The sequence below is a fragment of the Ruegeria sp. AF5 genome (assembly GCF_056541905.1).
Map to the genome: position 1 here is coordinate 1 of NZ_JBQFYZ010000014.1, position 24,605 is coordinate 24,605.

Consider the following 24,605-nt stretch of genomic DNA (forward strand, 5'->3'; position numbering starts at 1 on the left):
GCCCCGAAGCATCCGTGGTCCATTCGGCATATGACCCGTTGGTGTTCTGCCACAGAACCTTGTAGCCACCGCCCGACGCTTCGGCCTGAAGTGCCTGCCAGCCCGGCAGGCTGTCTGGCCCAATTGCATTACCATTATACGACAAGCCGATGGTACCGTTGATCAGATACTCGCCGCGGGTTGACGACGCGAGTGTTACCGATCCGCTGCTCTCGATGTTGGTTGTGACGTGGCCGGTGTGGCCGTCATTGTTCAGATCAACACCATAGAAAACTTCGACATCGACAACATTGGCGATGGTAACGCCGCTTTGGTATTGCCCCGAAGCATCCGTGGTCCATTCGGCATATGACCCGTTGGTGTTCTGCCACAGAACCTTGTAGCCACCGCCCGACGCTTCGGCCTGAAGTGCCTGCCAGCCTGCAAGCGAGTTTTGCCCAATAGACTGGCCACCGTAAATCAAAGCAATGTTCGCACTGCCGCCATCCAGCACATAAAGCCCTTGGCTGGCATGTTGTAGCGTTGTTCCCTGAGTATCGATATCTGAAAGCTGCATTGCAGACTTGATATTCGACCGGGCATACTGCTGTAGCCCGTCAAGAAACTGGACCAACTCTACGTCGTCTGCAATCGTGAATGTTGTGCGTGTGACTACATCCAGAAATTCGTACAAGACACCGTTTTCAAAGAATAAAAAGTTGCTTATCGCGCTAACGAATCTGACAGTGTCGGTGCCGGTTCCACCCGAAAACGTACCTGCGTTGCTCCGCACAACAGCCAGATCATTGCCCTGGTCCCCAAAGACCTGGTCAGCACCAGTACCTTGGGCCACAAAGATGATATCGTCGCCTTGGCCGCCATAGATGGTGTTGTTGTTGCTTCCGTTGGACAGCGAGTGAATGGTGTCGTTTCCGTCGTTCCCGCGCAAAACATTTTGAGCGGTATTGCCGACAATAGTATCGGCACCAGATCCGCCAGACGCGTTTTCAATCACGACGCCATACGCAATTGTGAAACCACCCTTTATGCCCGCTGCATGTGAAACCAACCCACCACCAGAAACGGAATAATCCAAAGTTGCCGCCCGGAGATCTATATATGCGTTCGAGCCACCGTTATGCTGGATCGTGTCAATTCCACCAGTATCCCAAATGGCTTGGTACCCAGTTCCTGCGACGTTTTCAGAGGGGAGTGTGTAGGTGTTGCCCCCGGAGTTGTGCGATGTATTCGCCCCATACATGGCCTGCAACGCGGCGACATCCAAAGCCCCAAGCCCTGTTGAACCACCATATGTGGCATCAGAACGCAGCCACCCGTTTTGTGAAGTCCATCCATCGTTATAGGACATCACGGTGTAAACGCCCTGATTGAGGCTCGCCGCCCCAAACGAGTCGAATGGCGAGGTTACACCGCTCAACACGGTTGTACCCAAACCCGTGTCATGAGGATGGCCCAAACCAAGAGCGTGACCTAATTCATGAACTAGAGTGGTAAAGAAATACCCGCCCGGATCACCGTTTCCGTTGAAAGAAGCAGTCCAGTATGACGTGTTGAATGCACCATAGGACGTCCCGTTCGATGGCGAATAATGAAATCCCAAAGTCCGAGGGTCTCCAAAGAATGAAGAAGGCGCAATAACCTCAACCAAGTCAGCAAAACCGGATGTGACTTCGACAAAATTAATGTTTGCAACGGCTTCTATTGCGGCCAGCGCCGCACGGAACTCCGCCTTATACTCCGATGACCAAGCCTGTGTATCAGAGAAGTGCCCGAAACTGTAGGAAATCACCGTCGTGGTCGACGGATTCCCGTCACCATATGCATAGGTGCCCTGGATAGAGCTGAGCGGAGAACTTACGGACGGTCTGGGGATTGTTGTAACGGTGGCCATTATTCTGTCTTAGAAATTAGGTGTTATTGATTGCGCTGAAACTGCTCGAACAAAGTGTTCTTTTTGGGGCAAACGCGTACTGGAGTGTCTCCTGCAAACTACATTATCAACGGCTATTCAAGAGTTACATTCTAGAGGAACAGACCCATTTTTATTAAGCGCATACATGAATAAGAATATTTCCAAAAAACCGGTCGGATAGCGTGCATAGGCCGACTTAATACACGCAAAATTGATTTTCCTGGCGGTCCATACCAACGACAGTTTTGAGCACCTGTAGTGACAGAAGCAAAGGCGCGCGGATCTTTTCTTTAGTCCCGAGTCGTAATTCTTCTCAGATCCCAAAAGTTTGGTTCGAACAAGGTGCCTTTCGTTCGGGGTTTCGAACCCAAGCGCGCGCCTGCAGAAAGGGCCCAAATACCCGGAGCGTAAGGGACCTTAGCTGTGACGCCCAATACCGCTGCTCATGTGCGAAGCAAAGCCTTACCATGGGTCAGACCATTCACCTTCTCCAGGATAGCGTACGCGTCAATGCAATGGCGCCGATAGAGGTCGCCGATTGTCCCTGTCTGACCAAAATGTTCGACCCCCAATGGGATGGTCTGATGTCCCTGTACGGCACCCAGCCAAGACAATGTCGCGGGGTGTCCGTCAATCACGGTAACCAGCTTGCAGTGGCGCGGCAGACCGGTCATCAAAGTTTCGATGTGGGACCGAGCCTCCTGATTGCCGCGCGATCGCGCCCGTTGCGCTGCCGTCCACCCGGCGTTTAGCCGGTCTGCCGAAGTCACCGCCAACACGCCAATGTCTTTGCGTCCTTCGCCCATTACGCCAGCGGCTTTGATCGCTTCGGGTGCAACGGCCCCCTGATAGGCGATTACGAGCTCGCAATTCGGGCCCGGCTTCCGCAACCAGTATGCGCCATCAATAGCACCTTGACGGAACTCATCGTCCACACGCTTTCCAGGTTGTTCAATCGGGTTTGTCGTCAGGCGCAGATAGACCGAACCGCCTGTTTCGTCCCGCAGCCAGGTGCGTTCGTCCGGTTGTCCTTCGCCGTCACGCTGAAGGTAATCAAAGGCCCATTCCATGATCACTGCCAGTTCATCGGCAAAGGCTGGCTCAAAGGCTGCCAGACCGTCCTGACTCATCCCGATCAACGGTGTGCCAATGGATTGATGCGCGCCGCCTTCCGGGGCCAGAGTTATGCCCGAAGGCGTGCCGACCAGCATAAAGCGCGCATCCTGATAACAAGCGTAATTGAGCGCATCGAGGCCGCGGCTGACAAAGGGGTCATACACCGTACCGATCGGGATGAGCCGCTTGCCAAACAGGGAATGCGAAAGGCCCGCAGCGCCCAATAGCAACATGAGGTTCATCTCGGCGATACCAAGTTCGATATGTTGCCCTTCGGGAGTAAATTCCCATTTTGCCGTCGAAGGGATACGGTGTTCAATGAAAGCGTCGGCTTGCTCGGATCGGGCAAACAGTTTGCGCCGGTTTACCCAAGGGCCAAGGTTTGTTGTGCCTGTGACATCAGGGGACGTCGTCAGGATACGCTCGGCCAATTGGCTGTCGCCCTTCGACAAGTCATCCAAAATCTTGCCGAAAGCCATTTGGGTCGAGATTTCGCGGCTTGTGTCGATGTCAATTGATGGAACATCCAGCTTGCCATCGAAATAGCGTCGCGGACCTTTGGCAAAGAAGGGAACTTTCGACAGAAAGTCTTTCAGCGCCTCCGGGTCCTGCACTGCCGCAAGCGGTTCCCATTCCTCGCCGGCGGGCACGCCCATATGTTCTTGCCACGCGGCGAACTGGCTGTTGTTCATCAGCCCGCCGTGGTTGTCCTTGTGGCCCGCAATTGGCGTGCCCCATCCCTTTACGGTATAGGCAAGGAAACAGGTTGGGCGGTCATGTTCGATGGCGGCAAAAGTTTGGGCCATGGTCTCAACGCAGTTGCCGCCGAGGTTTTCCATCAATGCAGCGAGTTCGGCATCTGTGCGCCGTTCGATCAGCGCCGTCACATCACCCTGATCGCCAAGATCGTCCATGAGGCGCTTTCGCCAAACCTCGCCACCCATGAACGTCAGGGCCGAGTATTCCTGGTTCGAGCAGGCATCAATCCAGTCTCGCAGCCGATCGCCGCCAGGTTCTTTGAAGGCCGCGCGCTGCAACACGCCGTGCTTCACGCGCACAACATCCCATCCGAAGGCATCAAAGATTTTTTCGATCCGTTCGAACAATCCTTCACGAACGATGCCGTCAAGCGACTGCCGATTGTAGTCGATAATCCACCACGTGTTGCGCAGGCCGTTTTTCCAGCCTTCCTGCAATGCTTCGTATACGTTGCCTTCATCCAGTTCAGCGTCGCCTACAAGCGCCACCATGCGCCCCATCGGGGCATCTGCCCCCCAGTTTTTGGCCTTGACATAGTCCTGAATGATCGAAGCAAACGAGGTGATCGCGACACCCAAACCTACCGAACCTGTCGAGAAGTCGACATCATCGATATCCTTTGTCCGGCTGGGATAACTTTGCACGCCGCCAAACCCGCGAAAGTTTACCATCTTTTCGCGGGTCTGGTTGCCCATGAGGTACTGCATCGCGTGGAAAACCGGTGACGCATGCGGTTTGACCGCAACCCGATCTTCCGGACGCAAAGCCGAAAAGTATAGCGCAGTCATGATCGAAACCATCGACGCGGACGACGCTTGGTGACCACCGACCTTTATCCCATCAACCTTGGGCCGGATATGATTGGCATGGTGGATCATCCAATGCGACAACCACAGCAGACGCTGTTCAACGGTTTTCAACTGGTTGGGATCATATGGCATGGTGGTCTCCGAGACTCAGGCGGCACTGCGGGCAGGGTAGGGCAAAGCTTGCTCTAAATCTGCAAGGATATCATCAACGTCTTCCAGCCCGACGGAAAGACGGATCAGACCGTCGCTGATCCCATGTTCTGCCCGTTCTTCCGCAGTATAAGTCGAATGAGTCATAGATGCCGGGTGCTGGATCAGGGTTTCTGCATCTCCCAAGGACACGGCGCGTTGGATCATGTTCAGGTGGTTCATGAACTCGATGCCACCGGACAGGCCAGACTTGATTTCAAAGGCGATCATGGCCCCCGGCTGCGACATCTGGCGTTGTGCGACATCGTGCTGGGCAAAACTCTCAAGCCCCGGGAAATAAACCTCACTGACGGCGGGGTGTGCCTGAAGGTAATCGGCAACCACCTTGGCGGACGCACAGTGACGATCCAATCGCAGGTTCAGTGTCTTCAACCCACGCAGGATCAGCATTGCGTTAAAAGGTGCCATCACTGCGCCTGTCATGTCCTTCATGCCGACCAGCCGGATCTCAGAAATCTGCTCGGCGGTTCCGACCACAAGACCCGCGACCACATCGCCATGCCCGCCCAGATACTTGGTGGCGGAGTGCAGGACGATATCCGCGCCGTGCTCGATCGGGCGGGTCAGATAGGGGCTGGCATATGTATTGTCGACCACAACATGCGCTCCAACAGAATGCGCAATTTCTGAACTGGCAGCGATATCCACCAAGCGCATGTTTGGATTGGCTGGGGTTTCAAAATAGACGACGCGGGTTTTTTCGGAAACAGCGGCTTTCAGGTTTGCAGGGTCCGTCATGTCGACATGGGTAATAATGACACCCCATTTTGCCAGCCCGTGGCGCATGAAAGCGAAAGTGCACCCGTATAGCGTTTTGTCGACAATGACTTCGTCACCTGGTGACAGCAGGGTCCAAAGTACGGCGGTAATTGCGCCCATCCCGCTGGAGAGGGCGAGCCCGGCCTCGGCACCTTCCAGCACGGCAATGCGCTTTTCAAGAAGGTCACATGTCGGGTTCGATATTCGGCTATAGATATGGCCTGCGCGCTCACCGGCAAACATTTCCCCGCCAGCCTCTGCGGATTCGAAGGAGAAAGTTGAGGTCAAGTGGAGGGGCGGGGTCAGCGCACCATCGTTTTCAAACGAGTTGTAGGCATGATGAATGGCGCGAGTGGCAAATCCGGTTGTGCGGGTCACGGTGGGCTCCTGAGCTAAGTTGTTATCACTTTGCGCCTTTACTTTGAGCAATGGGTTGCGAAGAATGCCAAGTTGAGGGCAAATATTGGCATAATATGCTAAGAATGGAGAGAAGATGGACGCCAAAGACAGGCAGATCATTCGAGCGTTGCAACGGGACGGGCGTATGACGAACCAAGATCTTGCTGATGAGGTCAACCTGTCTCCTTCACCGTGTCTGCGGCGGGTCAAAAACCTTGAGGCCAGCGGTGTCATCAAAGGATACAGCGCCGATGTGGACGCTGCCGCATACGGGATGGCGATTACCGTCTTTGTCCGCATCCGGCTTGAGCGGCACAATGAAACAGATGTGCAGAAATTCGAAAAACGCGTTCGGATGATCGATGAAGTTCTAGAATGCCACGTGCTGACCGGCGCAATGGATTACCAGTTGCGGGTATTGGTATCAGACCTCGAAGCATACGAGGACTTTATTCGAAACCGAATTCACCCGATCGGCGGAATAGCTTCGATCGACACCAGTTTTGTCTATGGAACAGTCAAGAAAACAGCGGTGTTTCCAGCCTGAGATGGCTTGAGTTCTCGAAAGTGACCCTTAGCATTGAGTTCCAGATTGTTAGGATGCAAAATAACCGGTTTCGAGGTTCTGAGACTATGGGTATTTGCCGTTAGAAAATTCACCTACTGGATACACCTCCACAAAAGCAACATAATCATCATTACACGCATCTTCTGCAAGGCAACCTGCCCGTACACTCTTCCTAAAATACGCCTTAGTTCGAAATCTCAGGGTCGGGTCACGACAAAATCCGGCACAATCGCTGCTTGTTTGATAGCTTCCTCAACATCATGCCCGGCGAAGAATCCAAAATCCGAGACAAGTGCCGAAGCCACTCCGGCATGACGCGCGCCCAGAATGTCAGTATGCAGACTATCACCCACCATCAGAACGCGGGATTTGTCGACAGGCCCAAGTCGCTTAAAAGCAAGATCATAGATATTGCCGAAAGGCTTTCCATAAAACTGCGGGGTTACGCCCGTCCGGTCGGCCAAACGGTGCGCGAAAAGACCGGGTTCTTTGGAAAAGCCGTACTCGCGTGGGGCAACGATGTCCGGGTTGCCCACCAATACTGGACGGGGTCGGCTTAACAATGCCGCCTCCAACATCGCTTGTCGGGCTTCAGTCCAGGCGGCTGACCCGATCATCAGAAAACCATTAACGGTTTCGTAGGGCTGCGGGTCATCTTCCAGATAGGTTAATTTCAAACGTTCCAAGTCGCGAAGACCGGCGCTGGGTGTCGCCATCAAACCCCAGTGCAGCCCACGTCGGCCATTCAGCCCGGACAGCAACGTAGCCCGACTGGTAATCACATCCTGCGGCGCGAAGTCATATCCCAGCCTGGTGTATTTCTCCAACAGCGTGGCATGAGGAAACCCTGCGGCATTCGAAACCACCAGGACACGTTTGCCCGCATCCGTCAGTGACTTGATCCGTTCAGGCGTTTCGGGGATTGCTGTTTCTCCGATATTGAGAACCCCGAACGCATCCAGAAGAAATACGTCAAACTCATCCATAATTTCGGAAAGGGTCTCGATACGACGATAGCTCACGTCGTTCGGTTCAATATCTGGAAGGCGGTGCCGGACGGCTTCGTATGCCTTAAAAGCCTCCTGCGCTGAGAATCCGGTCAAATGATCGCTCCTCGTACTTTTGCCGAAACCCATTCGCTGATCATGACCGCAAAAAGAATTACAATCAGGATGAGGCTGACTTGCGGCCACGCCAGAACATTAAGCGAGGCCGAGAGCTGCAACCCGATGCCACCGGCACCAACCAGACCAAGCACTGTAGACTCGCGAATATTGATATCCCAACGAAAGACCGCAATTCCGGCAAAAGCTGGCAGGATTTGCGGAACGATCCCATATGCCATGACTTGCCACCGCGAAGCACCGGTGGCTGTGATCGCCTCGACCTGACCGTGATCAATCTCTTCAATCGCTTCATAAAGAAGTTTAGCGCAGAACCCGATTGAACGGATGGCGATTGCTATGACACCGGCGAACACGCCCGGTCCGATGATAGCGATCAATAGCAGCGCCCAGATCAGCGAGTTGATTGAGCGGGTCGAGACAATGACCAACAAGGCAATGGGGCGGATGAACAACGCCGACGGGGTAGTATTGCGGGCCGCCAAAAAGGCAACCGGCACGGCCATGCACAGAGCGATGATCGTCCCCAGTGTAGCGATGTTCAGTGTATCCCAGATCGGGCGACCCAGCTGGGTAATATAATCCCATTTCGGAGGTGTTGCGCGGGTCCAGATATCGTTGGCGATACGGGGTGCGTCCCAGACGAAAAACCAGGTTGTCGATTCCGAAATGAGCTGCCAACAGTAGACAAAAACCGCTACTCCCAGAAGCCATCCAAACCAGCGAACCAGGCTTTGGCCGGTCGTCCGCCTGCGCCAGATTTGTGTATCGTCGCGTTCAAGAACCGGCATTACTGAACCCTCGCTCGGATTATTCCGGAAAGGTATTCAAGGGCCATGACGATCCCGATAATAAGGATCAGAATGGCGGCTGCCGTATCATATTCATATCGATCAAACGCGGTGTTGAGTGTCGCGCCAATGCCGCCTGCCCCCACCAGCCCGAGAATAGCGCTTTCCCGGAAATTGATGTCGATCCGGTACATGGAAAGACCCACAAGCCTAGGCATGATCTGAGGCTGAACCCCGTAGTTGATCCATTGCAGCCATCGTGCACCAGAGGCCTGAATCGCCTCAGCCTGAACTTTGTCCATCGCCTCGATATCTTCGGCCAAAAGCTTGGAAAGAAACCCAATGGTTGCGAAAGACAGCGTCAAAAATCCTGCCAGCGGGCCAAAGCCAAAGATGGCCACAAGCAAAATGGCAACGATAATTTCCTGCAATGCCCGGCTTAACGCGACAATGCCGCGGCACATTATGTAAATTGGCAACGGGGCGATATTACGTGCAGCCCCCAATCCTATCGGGATCGAAATCAGGATACCGACAACCGAAGCGGCCACGGTCATCACAATGCTTTCCAGAAGACCGGCCCAGATATCCGACCACCGTGAAATGAAATCCGGGCTGGTAAAGGCAAGGACGAACGCCCATCCCCTGTCCAGTCCCTCATAGACCCTGCCCCAATCAACATCGATGGTCATGAAAGCCGCAATCAGGTAGGCGAAGAACCCAAGTATCAATGCCCTGCGCAGCAACGTGTTTTTGATAAAGGCCGGTTTGCGCCAACCTTTTCCCAGCATGTCGTCAAGTTCTCGATGGCTCATTCTGCGGCCTCGACATCTTCGTCCTCATCCACTTTTTCGATGGTCGCTTCCCAGTCTTCCTCACCGTAAATCTCGGTCAGCTTTTCCGGGGTAAGCCCTGTTGGAAGGCCATCAAACACGATTTCTCCAAAGCGGAGGCCCACGACACGCGGAACGAACATCTGGGCTAGTGCCACGTCATGGATGTTGATGATAGCCGCCAGCCCGCGCTCCTGACACAGCTCGGTGATCAGCCGCATGATCTGACGACTGGTCTTCGGATCCAGCGACGCGGTCGGTTCATCGACCAGCAACAACTTTGGGTCCTGGATCAGGGCGCGGCAGATGCCGACCCTTTGGCGTTGACCACCCGACAACTCGTCCGCGCGTTTGTCAGCCATATGCAACAGCCCCACCCGGTCCAGCAGGCGGAAAGCCTCGTCCACATCCGACTGCGGATACCGCCGTAGAAAACTGCGCCAGAATCCGACATACCCCAACCGACCGGACAATACGTTTTCCATCACGGTGAGGCGTTCGACCAGAGCATATTCCTGAAAGATCATACCCATTTCGCGGCGTGCTTTCCGCAACGCACCCGACCCGAGTTTGGTCAGGTCCATGTCATCCAGAAGAACACCGCCGCTTGTAGGCTCAACCAAACGGTTGATGCAGCGGATCATCGTCGATTTTCCCGCACCCGAGGGCCCGATCAGTGCAAGCACCTGCCCTTTGGGCACCTCAAGATCGATGGCCTTCAGTGCCTGATCTCCGGTCTTGTAGGTTTTCGTCAGCTTTTGAAGACGCAGCATAAAATGCCCCCGATTAGGGTGGATAGCGGGCCTTCTCAGGCCCGCCTGATTAAGCAAGGCTTATTGGCAGGCGTAGGAGACGCCGTTTGCCGCATCAATTTTCCGAATGACGTCCCAGAATTCCTGGTAAGTCATCTCCAGAAATTGGCCTTCGTTCGACTTGGAAAACTCTGCTTCAAGCGTCGTCCCTTCCCACTCGAAGTTGAAGAAAGCATTGCGAATTTTCTCCTGCAATTCGGGCGTCAGGTTGTAGACAGTGCCAAATCCGGTGGTTGGGAAGGTCTGCGATTTGTAAATCGTAACAACATCTTCCTCCTTGATCACATCCCGCAAAATCATCCGTGCCTTTACCGAATTTGCAATCGATGCCGCTGGATAGTCCTTGTTCGCCACACCAAGGATCGAGTTGTCGTGCTTTCCCGAATAGACGGGTTCGAAGTCGCGATCGGGCAGAAGATCAAAGTCACTTTTCAGGATCGCCGACGGTGCTTTGAAGCCCGAGTTGGACGTGGGTGACGTGAACGCAAGTTGCTTACCTTTGATATCTTCAACCTTTTCGATGCCCGAGCCTGGGTAGGTGATGATCTCCATTTCATAACCGAAGTTACCGTCTTTTGAGGCCATAATCGTAAACGGTCGGAACCCGGCACAGTTTACTGCCAGTGGGTTGGACCCGGTGTTGAAGCCCGCAATATGCAGACGTCCCGACCGCATCGCCTCAATCTGGGCGGCATTGTTTTGGACCGGAAAAAAGACCACGTCCTTGCCTGTCTCAGCCTTCAGATGCTCTAGAAAGTCTGACCACGCGGTTTTGTATACGGCCGGGTCTTCGACCGGTGTATAGGCAAAAATCAGGGTGTCAGGATCAATTAGCTGGGAAGAATCTGTGGGGATATCCGCAATCAAATCCCCATCGACGTCGCAAAACCGCTCGTCCAGATCACCCCTCGGGCAATCTTGCGCCGAAGCTGTCCCGGAAAGCGACATGAGCGCAATTGCCGATGCCCCAACCAATAATCTGATGTCTATCTTCATGTTTTCCTCCCAGTCATGCGCGGTCTTTTTGCAGTCCGCTGTTCGTCATTCATTTCAGTGTTTACGGGGCGACAAGAACATCAACCTCGGCACCGTTGATCGCGTTAAGCAACTCTCCTGTTGGTTTCGTGTCGGAAACTATGGAATCCAGTTTGGTCAGGTCTCCGACCTGAGACAGGCCTTTACGACCAAATTTCCCTGAATCGATTAAAAGATGTCGATTTGCTGCGCGCGTCAGCATCATTCTTTTGACAGCCGCAAAGCCGCGCACGGTTTCTGAAGGGCCTTCGACCGAAAAACCTGACGAGCCGATCATGCATCTGTCGACATTGAACCGAGACAGGAATTCCAGCGTTTCGGTTCCAATCGTCGCAGATTCGGTTGCCAGATATTCTCCTGGACAAAGCAGAACCTCGGCAGCCCCATGGCCGAGGGTCATTGCCACCGGGATTGAATTCGTAATCACTGTGCAAGGAGTGCCGAGATAGGCCAATGCACGGGCCATTTCGATTGTGGTCGAACCGGAATCGATCATGACCGTTTCACCATCACGAACCAGTCCCGCCGCGCTGATACCTATGCGTTCGCGCTCCTCAATCCGCGCGTTGGCTCGCTCGTCCAGACCTGGATAATGCCCTTGTGCCGGGGCAGATGCCCCTCCGTGCGCGCGTGCGATCAGGCCGTCATTCGACAGGGCGTCAAAATCCCTGCGCACCGTCTCGTTGGAGACGTTGAAACGCTGGGCCAATTCATTGATGCGAACGTGCGGGCGAAGCTTCAACTCCAGCAGTATTTGCTGGCGCCGGTCGGATTTTTTTACCCTACCCCGTCCCTTCTCAATCGTTTTGGCACGTATCTTCGTTTTGGACATCCAACAACCCAATCAGGTTTCAAACCCCACTTTTGTGGGATTTCGGGCATAATGCAATAATTTTTGTTGCATAACCCTCAGTAGGTTGTGACAATTCGGAAGAGTCCAAAGCGCAAAGCAAGAATGTGTGAATTGAACCGTTTCATAGTGAAAACCCAAGAACCACCGTTAACGACTGAAGGTTATTCTGGGTGCGCTATTGATACCGTGTCATTGAGGGCAGCATGAGCGACGGCAACATAACAGACCAGATTGCAGCACTTCCGATGCGCTGGGACAGGGATGGAAAACTACGCGTTCTGATGGTGACTTCGCGCGATACTGGGCGGTGGGTCATCCCAAAAGGTTGGTTGATGGAAGGAAAGAAACCTTGGCATGCCGCCGAAATTGAAGCTCTGGAAGAAGCAGGTGCAGTCGGGGCAATCTCGAAACAGCCGATTGGCCAATTTTTCTACGACAAGCGCTTTGAGGGCGCGAATAGCGTTCGCTGCCGCGTTACCCTCTATCCCATGGTCGTTGAAAAACTGAAGCGGCGTTGGAAAGAACGGGAAGAACGGACGCGTCACTGGTTTTCACCGGGGAAAGCGGCAAAGCTGGTGGAAGAAAGAGATCTGTCAAGTTTTCTGAGAAATCTGACGGGCAATCAGAACGCCCAGTCTGTCATTAACAAGCTACGAAAAGCTGGATGAGAAAGCGCCTGACAAAACAAAAGATACTGGTGCACGATAACCAAAGGGAGGAATGATAATGAAAAAACTTACATCCACGGCCGTCGGGTCGCTGATTGCAATAGCCGCATCTGTGTCGGCAGCGCAGGCAGACAAGCTGACACTCTATTGCTCGGCGCAGGAAGACTGGTGCCAACTCATGGCGCGCAGTTTCGAAGATGCAACGGGCATCGACGTCAACATGACGCGTAAGTCGTCAGGCGAAACCTTTGCCCAGATTCGTGCCGAAAGCTCGAACCCGAAAGGAGACGTTTGGTGGGGCGGCACGGGTGATCCGCATTTGCAGGCCGCCGAAGAGGGCCTGACAATGGAATACATGTCGCAAATGCGCGACCAGCTTCATGATTGGGCAATTTCCCAAGCCGAAAGTGCCGGAAACAGAACGATCGGCATTTATTCCGGCGCACTTGGGTATGGCTATAACGCAGACCTGCTGGCGGCCAATAACCTACCCGAACCCGCCTGTTGGAAAGACCTGCTAAAGCCTGAATACAAGGGTCACGTTCAGATGGCCAACCCGAACTCGTCTGGTACGGCCTATACAACGCTGGCCTCGATGGTGCAGATCTTTGGCGAGGATGAAGGTTTTGAGTTCATGAAAGGCCTGCATTCGAATATCAACCAGTATACAAAATCCGGATCTGCACCAATCAAAGCAGCCGGTCGAGGCGAGAACACGATTGGCATCGTCTTCATGCATGATGCGGTAAAGCAGGCTGTATCGGGTTTCCCGATCAAGGTAGTCGCGCCTTGTGAGGGTACGGGATACGAAATTGGCTCGATGTCCATTATTGAAGGCGCCCGCAACGAGGAAGAGGCGAAGAAGTTCTATGACTGGGCGCTGTCGCCCGAGGCGCAGAACCTTGCTCTTCAGGTCAGCGCGTTTCAGGTGCCATCGAACAAGAGCGCAGAAACGTCGGAAAGCGCGCCTGACATGAGTCAGATCAAGCTGATCGACTATGACTTCAAAAAGTATGGTTCCTCAGACGAACGAAAGCGTCTGTTGCAGAAATGGGACGAAGAGGTTTCGGTTCTGCCGCAGTAAATGGCCAACCATATTACAAAAAAGACCCGTCCGGTTCTGATCTTTTGGGTCATCGCCGGGTGGGTCGGGTTTTGCCTGCTGCCGTGGTATATGGTCGACGGCGGCCTGTGGTCATTCGAATGGCTTTTTGACGGTTACCCGTTTGACGAAGATTATGCCCCCGCTGCATTCCTGATCGCACAGGGTGAGAAGCTTTGGCTTGCCCCACTATTGATCGCTCTGACCTTACCCCTTCTGGTGCTGAAGCGAGCCAAGTCTGACCCGCTCTATGCCCGGGTTCTGATCCTTTCCGGTGCGCTCGGCTTCGGCTGGTTGATCGCACAGGGATTCGGGATTGGCATCAGGGGTTTCAATTTCAATTGGTTGGAAGCCTATTTTGGCGAACTTGGTGATCGCCAATTCGGTATGGGCTATGGCGCAATGATTTGCGCTTCAAGCTTTCTGTTCCTGTTGACCCAAGGCATTGCGGCAAGAGGTGCCATCAACGGTGACGTCTTTGTTGTTAGTGCGATTGGCGGTGTGATTACCATCGTCACCGTCTTTGTTTTTTTTCCGATCGCCAAGATGCTGTTCGCTGCCTTCGTCACTGAAGATGGCGCATATTCCATTGCTGTCTTCTTTTCAAAGTTCTTTGATGCCCGGCTTTGGGGGTTGGGGTGTTTTTTTGGTGCCAGGTGTGGCGCGGCATGGAACTCGCTGTTTCTTGCCATCCTGGTTGGCTTCGTCACGACTGCCCTGGGTTTGTGCTTTGCACTGGTCGTGACCCGCTCGGGCTTTCGCTACAAACGCGTGCTGCGGGCTTTGACTGTTCTTCCGATCATTACCCCGCCATTTGTGATTGGCCTCGCGCTGATCCTGCTTTTTGGTCTGTCAGGCTCGGTCACACGGTTCGTCGCCGAGCTGTTCGGCACGCAGCCAACGCGCTGGCTGTACGGAATGCCAGGCATATTCATCGCACAGGCCCTTGCGTTCACACCCATTGCATTCCTCGTTCTTATCGGCGTGGTGGAAGGCGTCTCGCCATCTATGGAGGAAGCGGCCCAGACTCTCCGCGCCAGCAGATGGCAAACGTTCAGGACAGTGTCCCTGCCCCTGATGCGCCCCGGTCTTGCCAATGCATTTCTTTTGGGCTTCATCGAAAGCATGGCAGACTTCGGAAACCCGCTTGTTCTGGGTGGGAATTTCGACGTTCTATCGACCGAGATTTTCTTTGCCATCGTCGGGGCGCAATATGACCAAGGACGGGCCGCCGTTCTGGCCATGGTATTGCTGTTTTTTACTCTTTCGGCCTTTTACGCACAGCGTGTTTGGCTGGGCAAGAAAAGCTATACCACCGTAACAGGCAAAGGCGACGCAGGCGTGCACCCTTTGATGCCTACGGGTCTTACTGTTCCCGTGCTGGTAATCGCTCTTGGCTGGGCGGTGTTCACGATCATTGTCTATGCAATGATCATCTACGGCAGTGTGGTCGAGCTTTGGGGTGTCAATAACTCCCTGACCCTAAAACACTACGTCACGGCATTCTCTGTTCGATTTGAAGAAGAGGGCATTCGTTGGACCGGCGCCGCGTGGGACAGCTTCTGGACCACCATAACCATTGCGGCAATTGCTGCACCTCTGACGGCAGCGGTTGGGTTGGTCACGGCTTACCTGTTGACCCGGCAGAGCTTTGCAGGAAAGAACGCTTTCGAGTTTGGGACCATGCTGTCCTTTGCAATCCCCGGTACGGTGATCGGTGTCAGCTATATTCTTGCCTTCAACGTTCCGCCGATCGAAATAACCGGCACAGGCGTTATCCTTGTTATCAGCTTCATATTCCGCAACATGCCGGTTGGGGTCCGTGCGGGCATCGCCAGCATGTCGCAACTTGACCGCAGTCTCGATGAATCCTCGCTGACCCTTGGTGCAAACTCGTGGCAGACATTTCGTCGTGTCATTCTGCCGCTGCTACGCCCCGCGATACTGGCCGCGCTTGTTTACAGTTTTGTCCGCGCGATGACGGCAATCTCGGCTGTGATTTTTCTGGTCAGTGCCGAATACGACATGGCAACCAGCTATATCATCGGGCGGGTCGAGAATAACGACTATGGTCTCGCCATTGCTTATTCGACGACGCTGATCTTCGTGATGCTGGCAGCGGTCGGTTTATTGCAAATTCTCGTCGGTCGGGTCCAGATCGGTCGGCGCACACAGAACACAACGGAGACACCCTCATGACCGACAACAAAATCGGTTCCAAGGCCGCCCCGGTATTATTTGAGAAAGTGTCGAAAGTGTTCGGCAAAAACGTTGTGGCTGTTGATAACATTAACCTTCATGTCGAAGCGGGAAAACTGGTCACGCTGCTTGGTCCGTCAGGCTGTGGGAAAACAACGACGTTGCGCATGATCGCCGGGTTAGAGATGGCAAGCTCTGGCAAGATTATGATTGGCAACCGGGACGTCACCAAACTGCCCGCAACAGACCGCGACGTATCAATGGTGTTTCAATCATACGCGCTGTTTCCCCACATGAGCGTGCTGGAGAACGTGATGTACGGCCTCACATTCTCGGGCTTTGCCAAGGATGAGGCTCGCAGCCGCGCCTTGCATGGCTTGCAATTGGTAGGGCTCAAGGGGTTCGACAATCGCCTTCCCTCCGAACTCTCGGGTGGTCAGCAACAACGTGTCGCCGTCGCGCGAGCGCTGGTTCTAGAACCACAGGTTCTGCTGTTTGACGAGCCGCTATCCAACCTTGATGCCAAGCTGCGACGCCAGGTGCGCGAGGATATCCGGGCCATTCAGCAAGACCTTGGATTGACGGTTGTCTATGTCACCCACGATCAGGAAGAGGCCCTGGCCGTCTCGGACGAGATCGTTGTGATGCGGAACGCCGCGATCGCTCAGATGGGTACACCTCGCGAGCTTTATGATGCCCCGAATGACCGGTTTGTTGCCGATTTCATAGGCGAGGCAAACCTGCTCAACTGTCAGATCGTTGCAACCGACGGTGATACTGCAACAATCGAGATCGAAGGTTACCGTCACACTCTGCCGCGTCGGGGTTTGACCAATGGGCCCGCGACCATCGCTGTACGACCCTCGCGCCTTGTGATTGGTTCTGATGACGGCATCGCCGCTACAGTGGCCAAGGCAACCTATGTTGGCGTGCGGATGGAATACACACTGACCGGCGCATTTGGTCAGGTTTTTGCGGTCCACGATGATGTTGATGCACCGCTTGCACCGGGTACCGAAATCAGGATGGGGTTTGCGGGCAAAGGGCCGGTACTTCTGCCCAACTAGATGCCGAATTTACTGATCATCACTCACCCCGAGGTCGTTATTGATCCGGATACCCCCATTACGGAATGGGGTCTGAACGCGACAGGTCGCCGGCGCGCCGCATCCTTTGCCGCCAGTGAAGCTATGGCCAATGTCAGCCATATCTGGGCCAGCGGCGAACGAAAGGCTCGTGACACTGGTGAGATTCTGGCCACGCCCTTGGGGTTGCCTCTAAGTATCCACCCGGAACTTGGCGAGAATGATCGGAGTACCACTGGTTTCCTTCCACGGGAAAAGTTCGAGGCGGCCGCGGACGCATTCTTTGCCCAGCCGGATATTAGCTTTCGCGGTTGGGAAACTGCGGCCGACGCGCAGAGGCGCATTCACCGGGCAGTCTTGGAAATCACTCGTGCCCATGGCACCGGAGACCTCGCCATCGTTACACATGGTGCGGTCGGGACATTGTTGTGGTGTGAGCTTTCCGGGATTCCGATTGACCGCCAGTACGATCAACCGTCACAAGGCCATTATTGGCAGACAAGTCTGACAACTTTGCAACCTAATTCCACATGGTTGCCAATGGCCTAGACGTTAAGCCCCCCAAGCGTTCTCTGCGATTTCCAACAAACTTTCAAATACATCTGGTGTACCGACGATCACGCGCCCACCGTCGCGGATCATCGCGTCGGCGTCTTGATCTTCGACAACACCGCCCGCTTCTGTAACCAACAATTGCCCAGCCAGACAATCCCAGGCGTTCATGTGTTCTTCCACATAACCCAGAAGTCGCCCGGCTGCGACATAGGCCAATGACAATGCACCGCTGGCGTTTCTGTGAAACATGGAACCGCGCTCGATCAGTTCTGCAACCACCGGCACGACGTGGCGAGTTTCGATCCGGTTCGAATACCCCACAGAAACCGTCCCATCCCGAAGAGCAACCCCAGAGGCCACGTGTATCGGTGAACCGTTCAGTGTCGCGCCCTCTCCGCGTGTTGCCACAAAGGTTTCATCCATACTCGGATCCCGGATCACACCCACCGCAGTGTGCCCTTCGGTGACACCGGCCAGAACAATCGTCCATACGGGTATGCCATTGACGAAATTCGTAGTTCCATCAATTGGATCAATCACCCAGTCAAAACCGCTCTTGCCTGTGGCAGCGCCGTGTTCTTCGCCAAATATCCCATCCTGCGGCCAAGCATCCATGATCTTTTGGCGAATGAAGGTTTCGACGTTTTTGTCCGCGTCGCTCACCCAGTCCTGAGCACCTTTTTGATCGATAACCAGATTACTCCTGTCCAAGAAGTATTTCTCGGCTATCACCCCAGCTTCTTCACAGACCGCGATGGCAAAATCTCTGCGTTCCGAAAGACGATTCATGGCCTGTCCTTTTGTGTTTGTGTATCTAAGGCCAACATTGCGGTCCAAGCGGAAGGCTTGCAATGACTGAGTTGCAGCACCGTTCAATTCAATTCATGCCGCCTCGAGGTTGCCGAGCAAAATGGACGTCATATCGGCGGTTATCACCCCGTCTATGGCTACAACATCCATTCCAGTCTGATAATCAACGTTGCTTTTTGTAACTCCCGACAAATCCGCATCTGAATCCAAGAAGACCCATTGAGGTTCATGCGCAGTGGTTTTCCCAACAGCCACCTGCAAAATCGCCAGTGCATCCAGGGCATTGATGGTTCCATCTTGATTGATATCCGCTGCGATTAGGTTTTCCGCATCGGCGGGCCCCCATGTCGGATCGAGGCCAACCGAAATGCGCAACACTTGTAAAGCGTCCATTGCGTCGATCTCTTTGCTTGCCGTCGAATAGTGCTTGATGATGTCCAGTCTTCCGGGGAACGTGCCATCCGGAAGGTCCAAGTCAAATTGTCCCTGATCGTCAGCCGTGACAGATACCGTGCCACCGCCGATCGGAGTGAATCTAATCTCCGCATCCGACAATCCGGGATTTACAGATCGGCTGTCCACTGTGATTGGCCCAAGCACGCCATCCGAACTGTCCGGCTTCAAACCGCCGAAATCACCGAATTCAACCGGAATGTGATCGGGGCCTTCAAACCCGGCCCCGAAAATATCGGTACTGGTCAGCGTTCCGCCCGAAGCGGACTGAACCTGCACCACCTCGCCCCGATACTCTATCCGCGCCCCTTGGGTGGTGCTGGTGAATGTCAGTTGCTGAGGGGACCGCAACAGCAGGTAGTCGAACATGTCCAGACGGTCCACACCCGGTTGAAAATCCGTGATCGTGGTCAGACCGCTGCCCGACTGCATCACGAAAATGTCGGCCCCTGCCCCACCTGACATGGTCGTAGCACCTGTTCCTGCTATCAGTATGTCATCGCCATCGCCACCCATCAGGGTGGTATCCAGAATACTGCCGCTCAGCATGTCGTCTAAGGCCGTCCCCGATACTGTTCCAAACCCTTTGTCCACGACCCCAAGATCATCGACAGGAACCGAAATTACAGTGACTCCAGCGTCTTGTTGCGACGTAACCAGAATCTGCAACTCATTGCCGACGTGAGCAAGGCTCAGCGATTCGACATTCTGCAATCCACTACTCAAAGTGTCGGCGAAACTGTCCAGATAGACCAACTGGCCTTCCGGTGTCAGCGTGAACAATGTAAGCCCATCGTCGCCGCCACCCGCCACGACGAATACGCGCCCGTTGATGTTCACGACCTCAAGGTCTTGCACGGATTCAAAGCGGGTCGTGTGCGAATCCAGAATATGGTCTGTGGCGCTCAGGCTGCCGTCAGCTTTCAATTGAAGCACACTGAGCGAGTTGCTGCCTGCGCCCGCCACGATCACCCAGGGCTTGCCATAGGCATCGATCGTTTCGACGGCTGTCGGAGTCGAGATTCCAAGGGTTCCCATGGCTGAACTGTTGTCAATCTCGGTCAACTGACCGGAAATGCTGTCGATCCGATAAGTTGAGACTGTATTGCTGGCCGCATCACTTGAGATCAGGAAGTGGTCTGTTCCTGCGCGCAGCGTCTGCATCGCGTCTCCAGAGCCAGCAACAAGACCAGCAAGGCTCAGCGTTCCATCTGGATTAACAAGATATGTCCCGATTTGACCCGTTTCTTCATGAGCCATTGCCAGAACATCCATGGGTCCGATCGACACTTGAACAATCGCCGAGATATCTCCTCCTCCTGCCAGAGATCCGGTTTCCGTAAGGCTGTCCAGGGTGCCATCCACGTTCAGGTCATATCCGACCAACCCGACCGCCATATTCACATCCAGTACAAGTTGTTCGGATCCCGCCAGCGTTATCGGTGTGCCACTGCGACCAACGTGAAACGTGATTGTGCCGCTGTAATATTCCGTGTCGACCAGTTGCGGTAACGCGCCCTCGACCAGCCTCCAGACCGCGACGCCGCCACCCGGTCCGGTGACGGTATAAAGATACGTGGTTCCGTTAAACGTTTTTAAAGCCGTATCGCCGATACCTGAATCGAGCGCCGCGCTCCCCGTTGCCACCACACCTTCGAATTGAAGCATCACAGCCACACCTCCATCGCCACCCCTGGCCTTGACCAAAAGATGACCTGATGCACGGACCGAAACAAAAGCGGAATTGTGGTGAAAACGAGAAGTTCGGTTTCAGATTAACTCAATTTTTCACTTTCGATCGCAACAGTAACCAGTGGGAAAGACAGATGAGCCAGCCGTTATCAGCGCGATCTGTCTTCCATTTCGGTGATCGCGGAAACCACATGTGAGGGTAAGATGACCAAAGCACCAGAGTTCAACAACCGTCCGGCGGCTGAACCTTCGGAAACGGACCGCAAGCAACACATTCGCCAGTGGATCGATGGAAAACTTGGCCGCTGGGCAGGGCGCGGCGCGGCCGGCGGGTTGATTTCAACTTTGATGGCCTTGCCCGCGTTATCACAAGCCACAATCGAAGAACTGTATGCTTTCCAGTTCGCGGATACCATTCCAGGCGTTCGCTCGGTCAAGTTGATGAAGAATGGCGATGTTCTTCTAAAAATGGCCGATGGCCGGACAATGATCGTGGCAGCTGAAAACGTCCAGATCCTGGACAGCGGTGCCATCATGATCGCTGAGAACGCGGTTCAGGAGATTGCCCAGTTCAGCGCCGTGGAAGCAGGTGTTTCCGCGGGTGCGTCCGCAGGCGGCATCAGTGGTGCCGGCGCGGCGTTGGGCGGATTGGGCCTGGCAGGGGCGGCTGCGGCCGCAGGAGGTGGCGGCGGTGGCGGTGAAGACAGCCCCGTCGTATCCGAACCCACCCCGACTTACACAAGCCTCAACCTCGCCGAGCTGCAATCCACAGCACTGAACAACGTCAGCACCAACGCCATCGCTCCCGAAGGGACTGCGACCATCGAAGTCACAATAGGGTCACTGGTGAAAACCGTGACACCCAACCCCGATGGCAGCTGGAGCATCTCTCTGACAGCAGCCGAAGCCAGCGGGCTTCCACAGGGTGTGTCGACGGTGACCATCAGGAACCTGGATGGGTCGGGGGCCGAGCTGTCGACACAATCCGTTCAGTTTGACATCGATACGGTCCCGCCAAGCCTGTCGATCACCGGGTTTTCTGACGGGCCGGTACTCAACCTGACAGAGCAGGCCACCGATCTGACGGTCACCGGTGTAACTGATGCTGAAGACGGGCAAATCGTAACGGTTTCACTGAACGGGCAAAGCTATTCCGGTACGGTTTCCGGAGGACAGTGGAGCGTAACCGTCCCGGCGGCTGACCTTAGCGCCTTGCCTGACGGCGCAATCGTAAATGTCACCGCAGACGTGACTGACGCGGCTGGAAACCCGGCCGCACAGGCCAGCGGAAGCTTTGATACGGATTTCACCGCGCCAAGTGTTTCTCTGGATCCTGTTGCGGGTGGATCAATTGACCTGATTGATGTGGCTGGTGACTTAACCTTAACGGGTTCCACCACGGCCGAGGACGGGCAAACCATCATCGTCACGTTCGACGGGCAGGTGTACACCGGCACTGCGACAGGCGGAAACTGGACTGTCACGATCCCCAATTCTGACCTCAGCGGTCTGTCCACCGGAACACCTGCTGCAATTGTTGTGGCGGTCGAGGATATCGCAGGCAACCCGGCCGTGCCGATTCTTGTTACTGTACCAGTAGACCTGACCGGCCCCTCAATTTCGATATCTCCGCTTTCCGTCGGCGCAGTTCTCAACGCCGCTGAAGCTGCGGCAAGCTTGGCTATAAGCGGGACAACCGCCAATGTCGAAGATGGCCAGCAAGTCACCATCACACTGGATGGTCAAACATATACCTCGACAGTGACGGGCGGAACATGGACTGTAACTGTCCCAGCCGGTGATCTGGCATCTTTGGCCGACGGAGGCAGCTTTCAGATCACCGCAGATGTCAGCGACGCAAACGGGCTGACAGCCCCTCAGGCTGATGTGACACTTTCGAAAGATGTCACAGGACCGACCCTCAGCATCGACACGTTCTCGACCGGCGCATTCATGAATGCTGCCGAACAAGCGGTGGACCTGACAATATCGGGCGCAACGTCGGCCGAAGATGGCCAAGTTGTGACCGTCACTTTGAGCGGTCAAATTTACACTGCTACAGCCACCGGAGGGTCTTGGAGCACAGTTGTCCCCGCTGCCGACCTTGCGGCCCTCTCTGATGCTGCCACCGTGGCGGTAACGGCGGATGTCTCTGACGCCGCAGGAAATCCGGCGTCACAGGCCAGCAACAGTTTCACGACCGATTTCACACCCCCTACCCTGGGAATAACCAGTATTTCTGACGGCACTGTCATGAACGCTGCTGAGCAAGGTACCGACCTGATTGTCTCGGGAACCTCTGACGCTCAGGATGGAACGGTCATTACTGTGGAGATCGCGCGCGCAGACGGAACTGTAGATGTAAGCGGTACAGCAACGGTAACCGGTGGTGTCTGGACCTACACCGCAACAGTTGCCGAACTTTCAGGCCTCCAGGACGCAAGTACCTATAATGTCACGGCTTCTGTTTCAGACACTGCTGGGAATGGCAACCAAATCTCGACGAGTTTCACAACCGATTTTACAGCGCCAGCAATCACGATCGACAGTTTGCCGGTTGGCTCCGTATTGGATGTAATGGAACAAGCTACAGACCTGACAATTTCAGGCACGACGACCTCGGAAGATGGTCAAATAGTCTCTGTCACGTTTGGCGGGCAAACCTATACAGGTGTTGCATCGGGTGGAACCTGGGCGATAACTGTGCCAGCCAGCGACCTGGGTGCGCTTTCCGATGGAACAAACTACACCATCACCGCAACAGTAGACGATATCGCTGGCAACAGCGCAGTAGCGGCAAGCAGTTCGGTAACAACGGACTTTCGGCCAGTTCTGATGCTGGACGATGTCGGCGTGAACAACGCAGTGGCCCTTGCTGATACCAAGGCGTCAGGCATTACTGTCAGCGGTTCCTCTGCCGGGCTTTCAAACGGCCAGATTGTAGATGTTTTGCTGAACGGCAGTTCCATCGGCAGCGCGATAGTAACCGCGGACGGATCCTGGACACTGGCTGTTGCGTCGTCAGATTTCGCCGCCATAGAAGCTGGGGATGCCTTGACTATATCAGCCCAGGCAACCGTTGCAGGGGGACCAGATCCCTTACCTGTATCGGATCAGGCGGTTGCTCATGAACCAGCTGCCTACGTGGTCTCAGAGGTCGGGCGCAGTGGATCAACCGTTACATTTGCCATTTATGCCGATGCAAATCGTGACATCTCTGGTGGCTTGGCTTTTACAGCGGAGCTTGAGTTCGACTCATCTGTCGCCACATTCGACACCGGGTCTGACTCGGAAAACAGCGCGTTCGATTTGTTCCTTGCAAACCCAGGTACAGGAGACATCATCAACTTCGCTGGGGCGGCGACTGTTTTTTCTGATTTGTCCCAACCTCTTGTCACCTTCACAATGACAATACAGGATGCTGCCCAACCCATTGAGTTGACGATAAAATCACCTGAAGGTGGCCCTGTTGCAGTTCAGTTTGGCACCAATGGCAATGACATCCTCACCGCGGCAAACACGGATACAATCATTCGTGGCGGTGGCGGAGATGACAGCATTGACATCACCGAAGCCGGGCGGGACGTCGTTGTCTTTGAAGCCGACCCGAACAACAATGGCGTAGACAGCATAACCGGTTTCACAATTGGGCCCGCCGCAGATGTGACCGACGCTCTGATGTTCAGCGGACTGAATGTCGCTTCACTTCGCGGTGATGGCACCGGTTTCGAGCTGCTTTCCGTCGGCGGCACATTGGGCACTGACACTGGATTTGTAGGCCTCGATACCGTTCTTGCAGACCTCACTGCCGCGACACTCGAGACGGCTGTTGAGAGCCTTGCCGGAGCATTTGCAGGTGACGAGCTCTATGTGATGGCAACGGACGGAACAGACAGTGTTCTGATCAAAGCTGATTTCTTGACACCTGGCGATGCCAACGTCGAAACCCTCGCCACTTTCCATGGCCTGACCGATCTTAGCGGCTTGACTGCGGACAACATCATACACACCGACCCAACCGGTGCGACGGCTTGACCCAACTCAGGAACAAATTGGCGATC

At 54.6% G+C, this 24,605-nt stretch carries 18 protein-coding genes; 7 read left to right on the forward strand and 11 right to left on the reverse strand.

What is annotated here, in order from left to right; genetic code table 11:
- From ACR0DS_RS16145 to ACR0DS_RS16155, 3 genes are all read right to left on the reverse strand, one after another.
- The coding region (locus ACR0DS_RS16145; RefSeq protein ID WP_480616850.1) for a M10 family metallopeptidase C-terminal domain-containing protein at positions 1 to 1,891 on the reverse strand (1,891 nt) is incomplete at its 3' end.
- 464 nt (positions 1,892 to 2,355) lie between these two features.
- Positions 2,356 to 4,728: a 1-deoxy-D-xylulose-5-phosphate synthase N-terminal domain-containing protein gene (locus tag ACR0DS_RS16150; protein WP_480616852.1), complete on the reverse strand. Its 2,373-nt coding sequence runs from the start codon at positions 4,726 to 4,728 to the stop codon at positions 2,356 to 2,358.
- 15 nt (positions 4,729 to 4,743) lie between these two features.
- Positions 4,744 to 5,943: a methionine gamma-lyase gene (locus tag ACR0DS_RS16155; protein WP_480616854.1), complete on the reverse strand. Its 1,200-nt coding sequence runs from the start codon at positions 5,941 to 5,943 to the stop codon at positions 4,744 to 4,746.
- Between the two features lie 115 nt (positions 5,944 to 6,058).
- Here ACR0DS_RS16155 and ACR0DS_RS16160 point away from each other — a divergent pair, with 115 nt between their 5' ends.
- Complete coding sequence (locus ACR0DS_RS16160) at positions 6,059 to 6,511, forward strand: Lrp/AsnC family transcriptional regulator (RefSeq protein ID WP_209507088.1); 453 nt, start codon at positions 6,059 to 6,061, stop codon at positions 6,509 to 6,511.
- 218 nt (positions 6,512 to 6,729) lie between these two features.
- On the opposite strand, the gene ACR0DS_RS16165 is transcribed toward ACR0DS_RS16160, so the two are convergent.
- The 6 genes from ACR0DS_RS16165 to ACR0DS_RS16190 form a co-directional block, all read right to left on the reverse strand.
- A complete protein-coding gene (locus ACR0DS_RS16165; protein ID WP_480616856.1) occupies positions 6,730 to 7,668 on the reverse strand; it encodes an HAD-IIA family hydrolase in 939 nt (312 codons plus the stop codon).
- Positions 7,632 to 8,447 (reverse strand): phosphonate ABC transporter, permease protein PhnE, encoded by an 816-nt coding sequence (gene phnE, locus ACR0DS_RS16170; protein ID WP_267366604.1) that lies wholly within the window; start codon positions 8,445 to 8,447, stop codon positions 7,632 to 7,634. Before phnE (ACR0DS_RS16170) ends, ACR0DS_RS16165 begins: the two co-directional genes overlap by 37 nt.
- Positions 8,447 to 9,262, reverse strand: coding sequence for a phosphonate ABC transporter, permease protein PhnE (gene phnE / locus ACR0DS_RS16175; RefSeq protein ID WP_209507091.1), 816 nt, complete (start codon positions 9,260 to 9,262; stop codon positions 8,447 to 8,449). Before phnE (ACR0DS_RS16175) ends, phnE (ACR0DS_RS16170) begins: the two co-directional genes overlap by 1 nt.
- Entirely contained in the window at positions 9,259 to 10,053 is a 795-nt protein-coding gene (gene phnC / locus ACR0DS_RS16180) for a phosphonate ABC transporter ATP-binding protein (RefSeq protein ID WP_480487503.1), read from the reverse strand. The genes phnE (ACR0DS_RS16175) and phnC overlap by 4 nt, the downstream gene beginning before the upstream one ends.
- 60 nt (positions 10,054 to 10,113) lie before the next feature.
- Positions 10,114 to 11,088: a phosphate/phosphite/phosphonate ABC transporter substrate-binding protein gene (phnD, locus tag ACR0DS_RS16185; RefSeq protein WP_480483730.1), complete on the reverse strand. Its 975-nt coding sequence runs from the start codon at positions 11,086 to 11,088 to the stop codon at positions 10,114 to 10,116.
- Between the two features lie 61 nt (positions 11,089 to 11,149).
- Positions 11,150 to 11,959 carry a DeoR/GlpR family DNA-binding transcription regulator gene (locus ACR0DS_RS16190; protein ID WP_480487502.1) on the reverse strand — a complete coding sequence of 270 codons (810 nt, stop codon included), beginning with the start codon at positions 11,957 to 11,959 and terminating at the stop codon, positions 11,150 to 11,152.
- 224 nt (positions 11,960 to 12,183) lie between these two features.
- Between ACR0DS_RS16190 and ACR0DS_RS16195 the strand changes: the two genes are divergently transcribed.
- From ACR0DS_RS16195 to ACR0DS_RS16215, 5 genes are read left to right on the forward strand one after another with little or no spacing between them, the layout of a single operon-like run.
- Positions 12,184 to 12,648, forward strand: coding sequence for an NUDIX hydrolase (locus ACR0DS_RS16195; RefSeq protein ID WP_480483728.1), 465 nt, complete (start codon positions 12,184 to 12,186; stop codon positions 12,646 to 12,648).
- Positions 12,649 to 12,706: 58 nt separating this feature from the next.
- Positions 12,707 to 13,732 carry an ABC transporter substrate-binding protein gene (locus ACR0DS_RS16200; RefSeq protein ID WP_480483727.1) on the forward strand — a complete coding sequence of 342 codons (1,026 nt, stop codon included), beginning with the start codon at positions 12,707 to 12,709 and terminating at the stop codon, positions 13,730 to 13,732.
- Positions 13,733 to 15,949 (forward strand): ABC transporter permease, encoded by a 2,217-nt coding sequence (locus tag ACR0DS_RS16205; RefSeq protein ID WP_480559900.1) that lies wholly within the window; start codon positions 13,733 to 13,735, stop codon positions 15,947 to 15,949. It abuts the gene before it with no gap.
- Positions 15,946 to 17,016: an ABC transporter ATP-binding protein gene (locus ACR0DS_RS16210; protein ID WP_480559898.1), complete on the forward strand. Its 1,071-nt coding sequence runs from the start codon at positions 15,946 to 15,948 to the stop codon at positions 17,014 to 17,016. Before ACR0DS_RS16205 ends, ACR0DS_RS16210 begins: the two co-directional genes overlap by 4 nt.
- Complete coding sequence (locus tag ACR0DS_RS16215; protein WP_480559896.1) at positions 17,017 to 17,583, forward strand: histidine phosphatase family protein; 567 nt, start codon at positions 17,017 to 17,019, stop codon at positions 17,581 to 17,583. It abuts the gene before it with no gap.
- A 3-nt stretch (positions 17,584 to 17,586) separates the two neighbouring features.
- On the opposite strand, the gene ACR0DS_RS16220 is transcribed toward ACR0DS_RS16215, so the two are convergent.
- Together ACR0DS_RS16220 and ACR0DS_RS16225 are read right to left on the reverse strand one after the other, a co-directional pair.
- Complete coding sequence (locus ACR0DS_RS16220) at positions 17,587 to 18,378, reverse strand: inositol monophosphatase family protein (RefSeq protein ID WP_480559894.1); 792 nt, start codon at positions 18,376 to 18,378, stop codon at positions 17,587 to 17,589.
- 93 nt (positions 18,379 to 18,471) lie between these two features.
- Complete coding sequence (locus tag ACR0DS_RS16225) at positions 18,472 to 20,520, reverse strand: dockerin type I domain-containing protein (protein WP_480559892.1); 2,049 nt, start codon at positions 20,518 to 20,520, stop codon at positions 18,472 to 18,474.
- Positions 20,521 to 20,748: 228 nt separating this feature from the next.
- On the opposite strand from ACR0DS_RS16225, the gene ACR0DS_RS16230 reads away from it, so the two are divergent.
- Positions 20,749 to 24,579, forward strand: a complete 3,831-nt coding sequence (locus ACR0DS_RS16230) for a beta strand repeat-containing protein (RefSeq protein ID WP_480559890.1) — start codon at positions 20,749 to 20,751, stop codon at positions 24,577 to 24,579.
- The last annotated feature ends 26 nt before the right edge of the window (positions 24,580 to 24,605 follow it).